Raw genomic sequence first — 17,043 nt, 5'->3', positions numbered from 1 at the left:
ATTCAGTTTTCAATGTTCATTGATGTGTTACAAGAATTAATTGTAACATTAAGTTTTTGTTAAGTCAATAATAAATTTTTATTTGTTATTGTTAAGTTTGTTTCGTTTGTTAACTCAACATTTAACATTGTATAACCATTCAATAATTTTAACAAGTGTCAAATTTACACTTTCTATTATTTTTATTTTGGTTTGTTTTAAAGCCGTCTCGTTTTGACGACTTTTATATAATATCAAGATTAATCTCACTCGTCAATTCAATTTCAATAACTTTTTAGTTAAATTTTACCTTTGTAATAACTAATTATTTTTTATATGTATAAATATGTCAAATTGTATAATTATATCAGTGCTGTTGGGACACATTAGCCACTATACCGTCAATTAAAATTGCATTTTTTGTTTTCACTTTATATTGATATAAAATAAGCTCATAGTAATAGAAAGTGCTACATTTATAAATGTAGCACTTTCTAACTTAATAGTTTTTTCGTAATTGTTCAATTATAATTACTGCTGTAAATTCTCTTTATCTTTACATTCTTTACATAGACCATAAATTTCCATACGATGATGTGTCACATCAAAATTCGTTACGTGTTGAGCTAATTGCTCAACTTCATCTAGTTGTGGGTAATGAAAATCAACAATCTTTCCACAATTTTCACATATAACATGGTAATGATTATGTGTATTAAAATCGAATCGACTTGAAGCGTCGCCATATGGCAACTCTTTAACAATGCCTATTCCTTTAAATACACGTAAATTATTATATATCGTTGCAACACTTATATTTGGAAAATCGGGTGAAAGTGCTTGATAAATCTCATCAGCAGTGGGATGTGTTTCTGAAACAATTAAAAACTTCAATATCGCCTGTCTTTGGGGTGTTATTCTTATTCCATTATCTCTTAAAGACGCAATCGAGTCTTCTAATTGATGTTCAACTGTTTCCATCTCTGCACTCATGTCCCTCACCATCTTTCTATTTAATAATAATTATTACTTAATATTAATATAACTGTTGCATTATCGAATTGTCAATAAACAAAGACCATTTCAATCAATATCCTGTATTGGGATCAACTTCATTCTCAATTAAAGTATTGTTATTGAGAAAATAACTAAGATTTCGTTTGAATATCTGAGTAACTTCTTGTTTGTTTTCTGTGCCATTGCCCGTAATATGTGCTGTAATTGTAATATTATTTATATTATATAATTGGTTATCTGGAGTAAGTGGTTCGTTTTCAAACACATCTAAATATGATTGTCGTATGATGTTTTCTTTCATCACATTTGCTATTACATTTTCGTCTACGATTGTTCCTCTTCCTACATTAATAAATAAAGCAGCGCTTTTCATCTTTTCAAAATGTTCTCTTTGTAGTAGATGTATTGTTTCTTTCGTTTCTGGTAACGTATTAACAACAATATCTGCTTCTTCTAGTGCTTGAAATAAATTATCGATAGTATACGTTTTGGAAAACCCTTCTACATCATGACCAGTTGTATTAACACCTTGTACAATCATGTCCATCGCGTTAGCAATGGTTGCTGTTTTTTGCGCTATACTTCCTGTCCCTAAAAATAAAAGGGTTTGCCCGCTTACTCTTTTTCCAGTTAGCTTCGAATCATATTTTTTATTTATTTGATTAATAAATGAAGTCTTCATTTTTTTATAGTCATCTAATATAAACGCCATGATAAATTCAGACATTTGTTTTGCGTGTACACCTCGACCATTCGTCAACAAGATATTATTACTATCGATATAGTTTAAAGGAAGCTTATTTACACCGGTAGCATACCAGGCCAACCATTTCAGATTCGAGCATGACTTCAAAAAGTCTTCATCTAATTTACCATCATATCCAAATAGTATGTCCAAATCCTTTTTATCATGGTCATTAATATCAGAAACACCCTGTGTAAATATAAACTTAATGTTTGGAAAAGCTTCAACTAAATCATTTTCTAAATCTCCCATTCTTTGTAAACTGACTGCCTTCATCTCTAATCACCCCAGAATTGCTTTTAATTCGTCCATTTGTGATTTTACTTTTACTTTTTCTATGACATCGATAATAACGCCATCTTCGTCAATAATGAACGTAGTTCTTACTATTCCCATACTTTCTTTTCCAAAATTTTTCTTTAGTTGATATACACCCACTTCCGCGGATAATTGATAATCTTCATCTACCAATAAATCAAAATTCAAACTATGTTTTTCGCTGAAGTTTTGATGTTTTTTCTTTGTATCTCCACTAATTCCATAAACTTTTGTATTAAGTTCATTAAAATATGATAAATTGTCTCTAAAATCACAAGCTTCTGTCGTGCATGTTGGCGTGTTATCTCTCGGATAAAAATAAAGCACTGCTTTATTTCCTCTTAATGTATCATTAGAAATAATATCACCATTTTGATTCTCAAGTCTAAATTCCGGAAATTGATCTCCTTTTTTCAACAAATAACTCACCCTATTTCTTTTTGTTAATAATTATATGATACGATAATAAACGAAAATATTAAATAAAAGAGGTTGATATTAATGAAATTTACTGAAAGTGAAAGACTTCAAAATTACTCAAATGAATATATATTAGGAGGCGTAAATTCACCTTCTCGTTCATATAAAGCTGTAGGTGGTGGTGCTCCTGTAATGATGAAATCTGGCCAAGGCGCTTATTTATATGATGTAGATGGCAATAAATATATCGATTACTTACAAGCTTATGGACCAATAATTACTGGTCATGCTCATCCTCATGTAACTCAAGCTATTCAAGAACAAGCAGCACTTGGCGTATTATATGGAACGCCAACAGAACTTGAAATAAACTTCGCTAAGAAATTACGCGATGCTATCCCCTCATTAGAAAAGATTCGTTTCGTTAATTCTGGTACTGAAGCTGTAATGACGACAATACGTGTGGCACGTGCGTATACTAAAAGAAATAAAATAATTAAATTTTCTGGCCAATATCATGGTCATTCAGATTTAGTTTTAGTTGCAGCTGGGAGCGGACCTTCCCAATTAGGATCACCCGATTCTGCCGGTGTACCTCAAAGTGTAGCCCAAGAAGTCATCACAGTACCCTATAATGATATAGAATCTTATAAAGAAGCCATTGATTATTGGGGAGATGATATTGCAGCAGTACTCGTTGAACCTATTGTAGGTAACTTTGGTATGGTTAAACCTAAACCAGGATTTTTAGAACAAGTAAATGAAATTACACATAATAATGGAAGTTTAGTGATTTATGATGAGGTTATTACCGCTTTTCGTTTCCATTATGGTGGTGCACAAGACTTATACCAAGTTTATCCAGATTTAACTGCCTTCGGTAAAATTGTAGGTGGTGGTTTACCTATCGGTGGTTATGGTGGTAAACAAGATATTATGGAACAAGTTGCTCCCCTTGGCCCTGCATATCAAGCTGGAACGATGGCTGGAAATCCATTATCCATGAAAGCAGGCATCGCATTATTAGAAGTATTAGAACAAGATGGTATTTATGAATATTTAGATAGCCTAGGTCAACAATTAGAAGATGGTTTAAATAAATTAATACAAAAACACAATATCACTGCTACTGTCAATAGAGTTTATGGTGCATTAACACTCTATTTTACAAACGAAATTGTCACACACTATGATCAAGTTGAAAATTCAGATGGTGATGCTTTTGCACGATTCTTTAAACTTATGTTACATCAAGGTATTAATCTCGCCCCTTCAAAATTTGAAGCTTGGTTTTTAACGACTGAACACACTAAAAATGATATTGAAAAAACATTAGATGCTGTAGATTATGCTTTTAGTCAAATGAAATAAACTTGAATTTTATAGGGAATCGTTGTATAACAAGTATAAACATAAATTTATTAAATATATGAAGGAGCGGTACATTTGAAATTAGGAGCACGCATTCTGAAGACAGGTATAGCTATTATACTTGCTTTGTTTATCGCTTCTCTGTTCCCTGATGAAGCAGGATTAAAAGCAATCGCTGCTGTCAGTGCGGTAATCGCGATGCAACCAAGTGTTTTTCGTTCCATTAAAACAATTTCTGAAAGAGCAATTGGTAACCTGATCGGTGCAATACTGGCAGTTGTTATGGTTACTGTTTTTGGTAATAATCCAGTAATCATGGGGGTTACTGTTATATTATTAATTGCTATTTTATTCCGTTTTAAATTGGAACATGTAGCTACACTTGCAAGTATAACTGCATTAATTATTATGGGAACACATACTGGTAACTTTTATATTTCTGCATTTTACAGATTTGTCCTTGTTATGGTAGGTGTAATTAGTTCTTCTGCAGTTAATCTTTTATTCTTACCCCCTAAATTCGAGTCTAAAATTTATTATAATTCTTTAAACATTTGTTCAGATATCTTTGTATGGTTCAAACTTGTATTAAATGATACCTCTGAATATCATCATATAAAAGAGGATAGAGGGCTAATCAGCAAACGTATTACAAAATTAGAACAAATCTTTGAATACTACGAAGAAGAACGACCTTGGACGAAAAAGCAAATGTATGCGCAAAATAGAAAAAAAATTCTATTTAAACAAGTTGTCCGTAGCACACGGCAAGCATACGATGTTTTAAAACGAATGAATCGTTATCAAAACGATCTTCATAATTTGAATAACGAGCTGTTACTTCAAATAAAATTAGAAATAGATTTGCTAATCGCCTATCACGAACAAATCTTTATTAGTATTTCAAAGAAAGCACGTTATGATATTAGTCACTTTGATAGTCAGATAGAAAATCCACAAAAAAAAGATTTAATGGATGCTTTCCAACGCGAAATCATTAAAGATCCTTATCAGACAACATATTCATTCACTAATATAATGCAGATTATTTCAGCTATAGAAGAATATCGTTATACTATAGAACACTTGGATCGTTTAGTTATCAGTTTCTTCTCATATCATTCTAATGATAATGAAATTGAAATTGAAGAAGAAGATTTTGATCTATAAAAACTCAATATTTTAACTAAAAAGACCAGAGACATTTAAAAATGTCTCTGGTCTTTTATATTTATTAGTTCGTTCAAAGTCTTTTTATAAATTTTGAATGCTATAAAGATGTTCATAAGCACCTTTTTTCGCTAATAATTCTTGATGTGTGCCACTTTCTACTATTTCACCATTTTCTATAACAACAATTTTATCTGCATGAGTAATTGTAGATAATCTATGTGCCACAATTAACGTAGTACGATCTTTACTTAAGATATTTAATGCATCTTGTATAATAGATTCACTTTCTAAATCCAATGCACTCGTTGCTTCATCTAAGATAATAATCGGTGGATTATTCAAGAAGATTCGCGCTATAGATATACGTTGCTTCTGGCCTCCAGAGAGTTTAACTCCTCTTTCACCCACTTCTGTATCATATCCATCTGTTAATTCCATGATGAAATCATGTGCGTTTGCCATTTTTGCAGCAGCAATGACCTCTTCATCTGTTGCATCGGGTCTGCCTAATAAAATATTTTCTTTAATCGTATCTGAGAATAGTACGTTATCTTGTTGAACTAATCCAATTTGATGTCTGAGGCTACCTGTTAAATAGGACTTAATATTGGTGCCGTCAATTTTAATTTCACCATCTGTAACATCATAAAATCTTGGTATGAGATTGATAAGTGTTGATTTACCTCCACCACTCATACCGACAAACGCTACTGTTTCGCCTTGTTCGATATCCAAATTAATATGGTTTAATATCGTAGATTCATCCGCATTATATCGGAAACTCACATTATTAATTTCAATACGTCCTTCTTGAATTTCTAATGGTAAGGCACCTTTTTTATTCTTTATGTCATAACTTTCATCCATAAGTTGGAACACACGATCCATCGATGCAAAACTTTGCGTTAATGTTGTAAATGAAGAAACCAATCTACGTAAAGGTCCAAATAATTGTTCGAGGTAACCCACAAATGCAGCGAGCGTACCAACTGTAATGGAACCGTTAATAGCTAAAACCGCACCAGAACCTATTACAATTAATGGCCCTAAATCAGTTACTGTATTAATTGCAGCAAATGAATAGGCATTCCATCTCGTATGCGTAAATGCGCGTTGTAAGAAATTGCTATTATGCTTATCAAAATTCACTGCTTCGTTATCTTCTATTGCAAAACTTTTAATGACTGACATGCCTTGTACACGTTCATGTAAAAATCCTTGTACTTCAGCCAAGGCTTGAGATCTCTTACGTGTCAGATTTCTTAAACGTCCAAAGAAGAAGTAGACAGTCAAAATATAAACTGGAAATACTATAATTGCAGCTAGTGTTAATTTTACATCTAGTACAAACATAATAGATAAAGCGATAATGATAGTGATACAATCAAGCCAAATATTCATAAGGCCTGTCAGGATGAAATCTTTTGTTTGTTCAACATCATTAATAACCCGTGAAATAACTTGCCCAGCTTGGTTATTAGCATAGAATCTTGCACTTAGTGCTTGTAAATGATTATATAGACGCTTACGAATGTCATATAATATTTTATTACTTGTCCACTGAGCTAAATATTGTCTTAAAAATTCTATAGGGGGCCTTACGATTACAAAAATAAATACGGCTATTCCTAGCGCAATTCCCAATCTAGCAAATTTTTCTTCTACCGAGATTGCACCGTTATTGATAATGTCATCAATAACATATTTAATTAATAACGGAATAAGCATTGGAATACCAAATTTTAATATACCAACAAGAATTGTGGCAATGATCCGCCATTTATATGGTTTTACGAATTGTATATATCTGCGAATCATACAAACTATACCTCCCTGCTTATTTCAGCAAATGAAACAGCCTTCGTTGAAATTCAACGAGGCTGTTATTACAATTATCTACGATCAGATCATTTAGTTAAGCATTTGCTATTAAGATTTATTCTATACAATTAACTTGTATCATATATACCTTTAATACTATATCGGATATAACTATCAATTACATTAAATATGCTTAATAATCTCTAATCTTTTTAAACCGTTCACGCCAAACTTTAATAAAATCCGGTGCAAAAGGACCTTTTTTTTGTTCAATCCATTGTTGAAGAATATCTACGTTTCTTCGTAAAATTACATCAATATCAGATGAATAATTCATTTGACGCATATGTTGTTCATATTCATCTTCATCTAATAAATGATATTTACCATTGGGATAGACTTTAATATCTAAATCATAATCTATATATTTGAGTGCTTCCTCATCACAGACAAATGGTGAGGATAAATTACAATAATAATAAACACCATCTTCTCTAAACATACAAATAACGTTAAACCAATATTCGGAATGGAAGTATACAATTGCAGGTTCTCTTGTAATCCATGTGCGATTATCACTTTCTGTTACCAATGTATGGTCATTACCACCAATGACTACATGATCCGTACCTTTTAAAATAGTTGTTTCAGACCAAACACGGTGTATATTTCCATCGTGTTTATAACTTTGAATTTTTATCGTCTGACCCTCTTTAGGTATGGACTCTTTAACCATGCTCCACACCACCTTTTCTGATTTCACATATTGAATTATAACATAATTAACGATTACAGAACGACCTTAATTATTTGTTATTAAAAAATTATATATTTTTGACATACTTACTGGAAAATTATAATTAACTTTATCATCTACAGGCATCCACTGCATATTGTTAGCTAATGTAATCTCTTGCCGATTAACACAACTTTTAGATATATACACATCAATATCCCATGTTAAATGTGTAAACTGATGTTTTAAAGAATAAACAGGTTTAGCTTGAAATTCAATTTCTGTAAATAATTGTGTATTAATATTTTCGTTGCTTTCCGCTTCATACATAGGAAATTCCCACATATTATTTAATAATTTTTGAGTTCTTTTTTCAATAAGTAAATCACCCTTTTCGTTACGCACTATATAGACATTTTGTTTTATATGTTTTTTCTTCACTTTTGTCGTTTTTACAGGTAACTGCTCAACTGTTCCTTGTTCAAAGGATTCACAATGTTCTTGTACAGGACAAAATAAACATAACGGATTTTTTGGTGTACAAATTAATGCGCCTAGTTCCATCATCGCTTGATTAAAAGTACCTGAATCTTCTTGAACATATGTTTCTAATTCTTTTTCAAATGCTTTTCTCGTGGTTTGTAATTTAGTATCGCGATAATCATTATTCAATCTTGACCACACTCTAAAAACGTTACCATCGACTGTTGCTAATGGAAGGTTGAAAGCAATACTCATGACTGCTGCTTGTGTGTATGGACCAACGCCTTTCAGTTCCCCAAAACGCTTCGGATCATTAGGTACCTCACCATTATAATTTACCGCTACATCTTTGATTGCATTATGGAAGTTACGTGCACGACTATAATAGCCGAGTCCTTCCCAATATTTTAGCACTTCATCTTCATGTGCGTTACTTAAATCAGTTATTGTTGGAAACCTATTTACAAATTTATGATAATAATCGATAACCGTCTTCACTTGAGTTTGTTGTAACATTACTTCACTTAACCAAATATAGTATGGATTTTTAGTTTCTCTCCATGGCATTTGTCTTTGATTTTTCTCAAACCATTTTACGAGATTATTTTTAAATTCTGATTCGTTATACATGTTATACATCTCTTTCTCTACGTGATTCTAAAACTTTTTTTCTTCATTTTAGTATGTTAATTTTATTATTTAGTATATTAGATTATAATAGAAATAATATTGAAATGAAATGAGAGGATACTTATGGATACAGGTACGCATATTGTCATGGGTATTGGATTAACCGCTTTGGCAACACAAGACCCAGCGATGACTGGTTCATTTGCAGCAACTGCAACTACTCTAATCATCGGTTCTCTGATACCAGATGGAGACACAGTTTTAAAACTCAAAGATAATGCCACTTATATATCAAATCACAGAGGTATAACACATTCAATACCTTTTACGATTTTGTGGCCATTACTTATAACTTTATTTATATTTACATTTTTTAAAAATATTGATGCTAGCCATATCTGGTTATGGGCTCAGCTTGCGGTCTTTCTTCATGTCTTTGTTGATATATTTAATTCATATGGAACCCAAGCGCTCAGACCCATCACAAATAAATGGATTCAACTCAGTGTCATCAATACATTTGACCCAATCATATTCATCCTTTGGTGTGTCGGCATTTTGCTTTGGGTATTAGGCTTACATCCATTTCTTTCATTTTTCCCTATTTTTGGTTTTCTTGTTGTTTATTATATTATTCGGTTTAGGATGCAAGCCATCATTAAACAACAAGCGCTTAAACAAATAAAGCAAGAACATAATCCTGTTAAAGTTTTTGTTGCACCTACCATGCGATTTATGGAATGGCGTGTCGCTATTCAAACAGAAAATCACGATTATGTTGGACGCAGTTATGGTAGAAATATCGTTTTTAGTGATAAATCTGAGCGTCATCCTTTTCCTAGTAATGATTTAATGCAATTTGTTAAAGATGATAAAAACATAAAAACTTTCCTTAACTTTTCATCTATATATCGCTGGCAAGCTAGAAAGCTAGATGATGACACGACAGAAATTAGACTAATCGATTTACGCTATCTAAAAAATGGTCACTATTCTTTTGTAGCAATCGCACATCTAGACGAATTTATGAATATTGATCATTCTTATATTGGTTGGGTGTTTAGTGAAGATAAATTACAAAAAAAATTATTTGCAAAGTAAAAATTTTATTGATAGTAACAAAGGCTGGGACACAAGATTGTGTCTCAGCCTTTACTAATAAGATTGAAAATGACTAAAATCATTATTTATGGTTTGTATTTTGAGCAATTACATTTTCGTTATGATTTGAATCATTTTTTAATTTGTCATCAGTATCCTTTTTCTCATGCGCAACTCTAAATTTCTGATATGCTGTCGTTCTAAACAGAGCAAATATCAATGCACAAGCTGTCGCCATTAAAAATATAAAATAAAAATGGTATGGTATATTATTTAAGCTTAATGCACCTAAAACAACAGACTGTGAGATTCCCTCTATAAGATAAAATAACGGGTTCAACATTAAAATATGAGAAATTACTGTTGAATTACTGGACGGAATATACACAATTGGTACGAGAAAAAACATAATGACTGATAATATATAAAATATGATATCTACATTATTTTTGGTAATAGTTAGTAAACCAAATACTGTAGAAATAACTACGACAAAGATAATTGACATTATAACAAAGTATATTGTCGATGGAATGGAACTCTCTATATTAACTGGTGTCATTAATATAATCATCATTAACGCAATAAACATTAATAAATTAGAAATAATAGCTATCATAATCGTTTGAAAAATTGGATTCAAATTAAAAACTTTAGCAGTAAAATACTCTTTTTTAAACAATTGATAACTTTGATAAATAGCTATCCAGATAAATGAAAAACTTATTAATGCTGCTAATCTAAAATAACCACGTGCTTGTTTTATTTCTTCTGTACCATTCACATTAAATATGAACATTAGCAGACATAATAACAGGATGCTAATAATAAATGGTATTACAAACCATTTCCATTGCCCCTTTAATCGATGGTACAAGTGTTTACTTAAAAATGGTGCATTCTTATAAAAATTAATTAAATTATCTATCATTTACTACACCTACAATTCAATATATATCCATTTATCATTTTTAAAATCTGCCATGAAATAACCATCACCTGATTTAGTAATCCAGAAGTTATTATCAATATTAAATTTCTCTTTTAACTTCGCTTTATCTTTCATCGGAATTGTAAACCCGGAAAGTTTATTTTGATCATTAAATATCATTGCAATCGGTTGTTGAACGATAGGTACAATAAAGCGATCATTTTTCCCTTCTTCTGGAACTAGTGAATCTGTCACAGTACCATGCTTTTTATGTAAGTGACTATTAAAAAATTCAAAATAATTACTATAATTTTTACTCATAAATGGCGCGAGTGCATCCCCACTATGTTCTTCAAATAAACCTGCTGGATCAAAATAACGAATATCTTTTTTTCCGACTTTATAAGACTGATTATCGACACTAACACGATAATTTTTTGTGTTTTCACCAGTAATGGTAAGCAAAGCGTACTTGTTAGGACTTAACTCTTTTCCTTTTTTTAGGTTCTTTAATTTAACTGAATCATCTAATACGATTCCGTATGATAGTTTAACTTCGTAAGGATTTTTAGGTTGGTTTTGAATAGTGGCTTGGTCTTCATTTTGTCCTATGTTAATTTTACCAATATCATTAAATATTAACACTGCTGTTAAAAGCACACCTAGCATACAAATAGTTATAAATGTCCAGAATCTAACTAGTACAACCGGTGGTTTAACGTGGTTATATCTTTCAATTCGTTTGAAATTATAAGTTAACTCAGGCGTACGTGCTCTACTTTTTTTCCAATCTAAATCAAAATTTCGTTTTTCTTCATCACTTTCTAAAGATGCTCTATCTCTCTCATGTTCATTAAATACAGGAATGACTTGTTTAATAGAACCTTCCATTCTAAGTTGACCATGCGAAACCCACGCTATATAATTACTTGCCTTACTAACTCTTTCAACATTGTCATCTATCATAACAATGGTTAAATTATTATTTATGTATTCATCTGATAGTTCAATTGCTTTTTCAAAATATTCATCCGTTAAATTTTGCAGTATTTTATTAAAAATAATAATACTTGCTTTAGATGTTCTGGCAAGTGAAAAAAGTATGCGGGCATATACTTCATCTGGTAATTCACATATAGGCGTATCACTTTGCGCTTCGACATGTGCATATTTTAGAACTTGTTCAACTTTATGCGTATTGACTTTGTATGGGAATAATGTAACTGCATTAGATATGTAATCTTCAACCGATATATTTTGAGCATATTTATCGTCTATATCTGCATAAAACAAATCTGTTTTGCGCACAACTCTTCCCTTATCAGGTTTAATTTCACCACTTAATATCCGACCTACAAGAGATTTTGAAGACGCAGGCTCACCGATGATGCCAAGTGATTCACCTTGATAGATGTGTAGATTAATATTATTTAACTCTATGTTATCTGCATCATAACCAAAAGGCTGATACCACTTTTTTGATTTTTTATTTCTATAGTAATGTGTTACATTAAGTAACTTTAAAATAATTGAACTACCCATACTATCTTCATCCTTCTACAGTTTTAATAATGCTAAGGGCAAACCTTCTTCTGGCTCTGAACTATTGATTCTGAATCCCCATGCAAAAATACCTTTAAGTCGTTCTACCTTAAAATAACTTTTTGTACCATCATTCAGTTGATAAATTTTGCCAAGTTCTACTTTATTTCTATCTACTAAATAGCTTTCTGCTATGATTGCTTTACTTGCATATACGTCATACTCGTTATAAATACCATTCATTTCTGCTTTGCGCATTTGTTCTTTATACCCTTGAATTTCATGACGTAATTCTATTTCACTCATTTCACTCAATTTCTTCCGTTCCATTCTCAATTCCACTCTCTTCTAGTTTAGGTTTTATTTTATCATATTGATAGCCTTTTCTCATAAGTGTTTCAATCGTTTTATTGACTAATTTTCTACCTGTATACTTTTTCGAACTCTTAGTATACGCTTTTTCTAAATCGTTTTGTAATAACATGTCTAATGATTCTTCTGATTGTGAAAAATCTAATTCTTCCATCACAATGTTAATCGTTTCAAATGTATAACCTTTTTGCATCAAAGATTGTTTCAACTTTTCTTCACGCTTTATTTGTGGCCCTTTTTTTTGTTTCAATATTTTATTTGCTAATTTTATAATCTTGTCTAAAGGTTGTTCTTCATTATATAAAAGCGCATATTCATCAATGATATTTTGCTCTATACCAGCTTCGCGTAATTTTTGTTTGAAAATTTCTGGTCCTTTATCCGTAGTTAAAATCATTGTGTTTTTTAAACTATTCGCGTAGTCTTTATGATCTATTAAATTTTGCTTATGGCAATAATCTAATACATCTGCAATAACACTTTCTGAAATATCTTTCTTTGCTAGATGCTGTGCCACTTCGTGCTCAGTTCTTTTTCTATATGACAGATATTGAATCGCTATATTAATCGCTTGTCTATATTGCTCATACTTTTGAATTTTTTCCATTTCAGCTGCTTCAACAAGTTGTCCCTTTTTAAGATTGAAATAGACAAAAGTATCAATATCAATACCCATCTCAAATTCATCATCTAAATATAAATTAAAACGTTCTTTATTGTTTTTTTGAACTTCTATTTTTGTGATTTTCGGCATTATCTTCACTCCACTTATAAGAATAACTTATATTGTTTATGAATGGAATTATAGTGATTTTTATTTGCAAACTTCAACTTCATTATTTTTATATACAAATTATATCATGGTTCAAGGTTTATTCCTTTCACAAAATGACATCGTTAATCTACAAATTTCAATATATTTTATAGTACTTAACAAGCATTTAAAAAACCTTCATTGCACAGTTGAAATTAACGTATTTTGTATTTTTAAAATATTTAAAAAAGCCCCTTCCAAGCATTCATTTTTTCATGACTACTAAGGCAGGGACTTCTCTTTGACAACTTATCTTATACTTCTCGTGATACTTGCTGATATTACTATAATCATACGCCTAATTCTAATAATGCATTTTTGTATTGTTCATCTGAAATAAATTCTTGTTGTTTCATTTTTTCTAAATCAGTTTTCACTCGATTTATGAAATTATCCGACATATCATCGATGTTATAAACACTAGGTGCATTAATTTTGCTTGCTAAAATGGCACTCTGTAAAACTGAAATTTGTGGCAACTCTTGATTATTTTTATCTGTCGTAACCCCAAAGTAATAATTTGCAGCTGATTCTACTGAATAATTATCACTACCGTAATAAATGTTATTCATATAAAAACTAAGTATTTCATCTTTACTGTAGTTTTTTTCAACGCGATGAGCTACAAACAATTCTTTAACTTTACGTGTAATAGACTGTTCATTATCATAAAAATAATTTTTTACTACCTGTTGCGTGATTGTACTTCCACCTTGTACATTTTTATCACTTAATGTCGAAAAAAGTGCCCTTGACGTCCCTTTTATATCAAATCCGTGATGCCTATAATAGCGTTCATCTTCCATAGCTATAAATGCACCTTTAGTATATTCTGGCATGTTTGAGACAGATACAAACGAATTCTTATTTTCTATTTTTTTTAATTCATCAATATCTGCGCGCGTACTCAAAGCATACATTATAGCAATAAATATTCCTAAAACAATTAAAATAGGAATAAGTAATTTGAAGAAAAGTCCTTTTCCTTTTTTCTGTTTTTTTGTTTTTGTTACTGGCTGAAAATAAGTATTATATTGAGGTTCGTTTACAGTATCAGCTTGAGATTTTTTGGTTGTTTGCTTATAACGATCGCTTCTTTTCATGCGGTAGCTCCTTTATATTGCTCTCATATCATTATAAGTGAGTTTATCAATTGTTGGAATTTTTATCTATAGTAAATCATAAAAATCAGTCCAAGGGTGTATATGTAACTCCTATCATGGCATTATGATCAAAGCTTTTAAAATTTATAATATCTCAATACCAAAATACGGTTTGAATTTAAAATTCAATGCTAATAAGAAACAAAAAAGTTGCCTATATTTTATAATGAACCACTTTAGCACATTCAAAGTAAATTCATCTAAAACATAGACAACTATTTCATTAATACCATTTTTTAAAATTGACGTACCACAAATGATTAGGCATTTAATTGATCTACGATTGCTTTATTAAAGTCATCTAAATCATCAGGTGTACGACTAGTTACAATATTCTTATCAACAACTACAGATTCGTCAACAACTTGTGCACCAGCGTTCGCTAAATCTTTACGAACATTTAGTACTGCAGTTACTGTTCTACCTGATAAGTCGTCTGTATCTATTAAAATTTGTGGTCCATGGCAAATTGCAAACGTTGGGACATCATTTTTGGTAAAGTATTTAGCAAATGTACCGTATCTGCCTTCAGAATCACCACGTAGATGATCAGGTGAGAAACCACCTGGAATTAATAATCCATCATAATCTTCTGGTTTTGCATCAGCAATACTTACATCCACAGAAACTTTTTCACCATGTTTCCCAACAACTTCACTATTGGCTTCATCTCCAATAACAACAGTTTTGTGTCCTGCTTCTTCAATTGCTTCTTTAGGACTTGTTAATTCTACATCTTCAAATTCATTCGTTACAATAATTGCTACTTTTTTAGCCATGAATTATCACCTTTCCATATTTATGTTATATACTCTGTATAGACGAAACTAGAGTTTTTTAAACATAAAAACTTTCAATACTCCGAAATTTAATCTGATGATTTCGAAACTGATTTAACTTTTTCTTCTAATTGATCTAATAAGCCAATCCATTCGTCTATGTCTTCTACTTTAACTTCATTTGGGTTCACATGATCGATATCATTCATAAATTTTTCTAATCTCTTTTTTATTTGATCTATTGTTTGATTGTCATCCATTGTATTAGTAACTCCTTTTTTTCAGATATTATTATACTAACATGGATTTGACAAATTTTGCTAAAGTCTTAATAATTATAAACTGAAATAATTTAACAAAATTAGAATAATTTCTATATGTTTAACCATTTCATATATTTAAACCTAAACCAAGCTTTAATAAAAGGATGTTTTAAATGACATATCAAAAATCTATATTATCTAGTATTAAAAAACCTATATCTATATTTAATGATCCATGGGAAACCTATAATGATATTCAAGAACATAATGCATTAACTTTAAGTAATATTGAATTCACCACGACGAATCTCTGTAATATGCGTTGCAGTCATTGCGCGGTAGGATACACACTTCAAACTGCAGACCCTTCTCCTTTACCAATAGATTTAATTTATCGACGTTTGGATGAAATCCCAAATTTAAAAACGATGTCCATCACTGGTGGTGAACCTATGTTTTCAAAGAAATCTATTAAAAATGTTGTGAAACCACTATTGAAATACGCCTATGAACGCGGGATTTATGTTCAAATGAATTCAAATCTTACATTACCTATCGACAGATATTTAGATATAGCTGAATATATTGATGTAATGCATATTTCACATAATTGGGGAACGATAGATGAATTTACAGAAGTTGGATTTGGAGCAATGGAAAAACAGCCACCATTGAAAGCAAAATTGAGACTTTATGATCAAATGTTATCAAACGCTCAAACACTTTCTGAACAAGGCATGTTCATTTCTGCTGAAACAATGTTAAACAAAAGTACAAGACCTTATCTGAATAAAATACATAATGAAATTGTTAATGATATGAAATGTCAAAGACATGAAATTCATCCGATGTATCCTTCTGACTTTGCTAGTCAATTAGAGGTGTTATCATTAGCTGAAATCAAAGAAGCAATTCATCACTTACTAGATATTCGACATCCAGATATATGGATGCTTTTTGGAACATTACCCATTTACCCATGTATTTCCAACGAAGATGATCAAGCATTACTACATAGATTAAGAAATTCCAAAAATGTTACGATGCGAAATGATCCAGATGGTAGAAATAGATTAAATGTGAATGTGTTCTCTGGAAACATTATAGTGACTGATTTTGGTGATGAAAATGGTACTTTATCAAATATTAAAAATGATAAACTCACAGATGTTTTTGATGCATGGTTAAAGACACCTTTAGCACAATCATTAAACTGCCATTGCCCTAAATTTAATTGCTTAGGACCAAATGTACTTGTGAAAAATATGTATTATCCTGATACAAATTTCAAACAAAATGAAATAGATATGCATCGACGTTATCCTATGCATTGATCATCTCTATTAAATTTGATAATTCAATCAAAAAGGAATGTCATTTTCAAA

General features: G+C 30.9%; 17 protein-coding genes. 4 read left to right on the top strand and 13 right to left on the bottom strand.

Annotated features, from left to right (window positions below; all coding sequences use genetic code 11):
* Nucleotides 1-510: 510 nt before the first annotated feature.
* From perR to bcp, 3 genes are all read right to left on the bottom strand, one after another.
* Complete coding sequence (gene perR / locus KA830_RS10875) at nucleotides 511-972, bottom strand: peroxide-responsive transcriptional repressor PerR (RefSeq protein WP_046207933.1); 462 nt, start codon at nucleotides 970-972, stop codon at nucleotides 511-513.
* A 94-nt stretch (nucleotides 973-1,066) separates the two neighbouring features.
* A complete protein-coding gene (locus KA830_RS10870; RefSeq protein ID WP_204180533.1) occupies nucleotides 1,067-2,017 on the bottom strand; it encodes an NAD(P)-dependent oxidoreductase in 951 nt (316 codons plus the stop codon).
* Nucleotides 2,018-2,023: 6 nt separating this feature from the next.
* Complete coding sequence (bcp, locus tag KA830_RS10865; protein ID WP_073345843.1) at nucleotides 2,024-2,479, bottom strand: thioredoxin-dependent thiol peroxidase; 456 nt, start codon at nucleotides 2,477-2,479, stop codon at nucleotides 2,024-2,026.
* Nucleotides 2,480-2,560: 81 nt separating this feature from the next.
* Between bcp and KA830_RS10860 the strand changes: the two genes are divergently transcribed.
* On the top strand, nucleotides 2,561-3,850 hold the full coding sequence (locus tag KA830_RS10860; protein WP_064209712.1) for a glutamate-1-semialdehyde 2,1-aminomutase: 1,290 nt from the start codon (nucleotides 2,561-2,563) through the stop codon (nucleotides 3,848-3,850).
* A gap of 75 nt (nucleotides 3,851-3,925) precedes the next feature.
* Nucleotides 3,926-5,020: an FUSC family protein gene (locus KA830_RS10855; protein WP_046207937.1), complete on the top strand. Its 1,095-nt coding sequence runs from the start codon at nucleotides 3,926-3,928 to the stop codon at nucleotides 5,018-5,020.
* An 84-nt stretch (nucleotides 5,021-5,104) separates the two neighbouring features.
* Here the strand turns inward: KA830_RS10855 and KA830_RS10850 are convergent, their stop codons facing one another.
* The 3 genes from KA830_RS10850 to mutY all read right to left on the bottom strand — a co-directional run bounded on the left by KA830_RS10850 (nucleotide 5,105) and on the right by mutY (nucleotide 8,693).
* Nucleotides 5,105-6,841: an ABC transporter ATP-binding protein gene (locus KA830_RS10850; protein ID WP_070039301.1), complete on the bottom strand. Its 1,737-nt coding sequence runs from the start codon at nucleotides 6,839-6,841 to the stop codon at nucleotides 5,105-5,107.
* A gap of 196 nt (nucleotides 6,842-7,037) precedes the next feature.
* The gene (gene ntdP, locus KA830_RS10845) at nucleotides 7,038-7,580 is read right to left on the bottom strand and encodes a nucleoside tri-diphosphate phosphatase (protein ID WP_019469633.1); all 543 of its coding nucleotides are present in this window, start codon (nucleotides 7,578-7,580) and stop codon (nucleotides 7,038-7,040) included.
* 66 nt (nucleotides 7,581-7,646) lie between these two features.
* Nucleotides 7,647-8,693, bottom strand: coding sequence for an A/G-specific adenine glycosylase (mutY, locus tag KA830_RS10840; protein WP_204180534.1), 1,047 nt, complete (start codon nucleotides 8,691-8,693; stop codon nucleotides 7,647-7,649).
* A gap of 123 nt (nucleotides 8,694-8,816) precedes the next feature.
* On the opposite strand from mutY, the gene KA830_RS10835 reads away from it, so the two are divergent.
* Nucleotides 8,817-9,794 carry a metal-dependent hydrolase gene (locus tag KA830_RS10835; RefSeq protein ID WP_210134249.1) on the top strand — a complete coding sequence of 326 codons (978 nt, stop codon included), beginning with the start codon at nucleotides 8,817-8,819 and terminating at the stop codon, nucleotides 9,792-9,794.
* 82 nt (nucleotides 9,795-9,876) lie between these two features.
* Here the strand turns inward: KA830_RS10835 and KA830_RS10830 are convergent, their stop codons facing one another.
* The 7 genes from KA830_RS10830 to KA830_RS10800 all read right to left on the bottom strand — a co-directional run bounded on the left by KA830_RS10830 (nucleotide 9,877) and on the right by KA830_RS10800 (nucleotide 15,655).
* The gene (locus KA830_RS10830; RefSeq protein WP_046207941.1) at nucleotides 9,877-10,725 is read right to left on the bottom strand and encodes a sugar ABC transporter permease; all 849 of its coding nucleotides are present in this window, start codon (nucleotides 10,723-10,725) and stop codon (nucleotides 9,877-9,879) included.
* 9 nt (nucleotides 10,726-10,734) lie between these two features.
* Nucleotides 10,735-12,267, bottom strand: coding sequence for an ATP-binding cassette domain-containing protein (locus KA830_RS10825; protein ID WP_046207942.1), 1,533 nt, complete (start codon nucleotides 12,265-12,267; stop codon nucleotides 10,735-10,737).
* 15 nt (nucleotides 12,268-12,282) lie between these two features.
* Nucleotides 12,283-12,597, bottom strand: coding sequence for a YfhH family protein (locus tag KA830_RS10820; protein ID WP_046207943.1), 315 nt, complete (start codon nucleotides 12,595-12,597; stop codon nucleotides 12,283-12,285).
* The gene (recX, locus tag KA830_RS10815) at nucleotides 12,575-13,393 is read right to left on the bottom strand and encodes a recombination regulator RecX (RefSeq protein WP_204180536.1); all 819 of its coding nucleotides are present in this window, start codon (nucleotides 13,391-13,393) and stop codon (nucleotides 12,575-12,577) included. The genes KA830_RS10820 and recX overlap by 23 nt, the downstream gene beginning before the upstream one ends.
* 350 nt (nucleotides 13,394-13,743) lie before the next feature.
* Nucleotides 13,744-14,556, bottom strand: a complete 813-nt coding sequence (gene sgtB / locus KA830_RS10810; RefSeq protein WP_046207945.1) for a monofunctional peptidoglycan glycosyltransferase SgtB — start codon at nucleotides 14,554-14,556, stop codon at nucleotides 13,744-13,746.
* A gap of 320 nt (nucleotides 14,557-14,876) precedes the next feature.
* A complete protein-coding gene (locus tag KA830_RS10805) occupies nucleotides 14,877-15,395 on the bottom strand; it encodes a type 1 glutamine amidotransferase domain-containing protein (RefSeq protein WP_204180537.1) in 519 nt (172 codons plus the stop codon).
* A gap of 89 nt (nucleotides 15,396-15,484) precedes the next feature.
* Nucleotides 15,485-15,655, bottom strand: a complete 171-nt coding sequence (locus KA830_RS10800; RefSeq protein ID WP_019469624.1) for an SE1561 family protein — start codon at nucleotides 15,653-15,655, stop codon at nucleotides 15,485-15,487.
* A gap of 176 nt (nucleotides 15,656-15,831) precedes the next feature.
* Here KA830_RS10800 and yfkAB point away from each other — a divergent pair, with 176 nt between their 5' ends.
* Entirely contained in the window at nucleotides 15,832-16,992 is a 1,161-nt protein-coding gene (gene yfkAB / locus KA830_RS10795; RefSeq protein ID WP_176745331.1) for a radical SAM/CxCxxxxC motif protein YfkAB, read from the top strand.
* The last annotated feature ends 51 nt before the right edge of the window (nucleotides 16,993-17,043 follow it).

The sequence above is a fragment of the Staphylococcus sp. GDY8P119P genome, from assembly GCF_017892075.1.
Taxonomy (GTDB): domain Bacteria; phylum Bacillota; class Bacilli; order Staphylococcales; family Staphylococcaceae; genus Staphylococcus; species Staphylococcus ureilyticus.
Note: the sequence above shows the minus strand (reverse complement) of the source record. Positions and strands in the feature narration are given on the sequence as shown.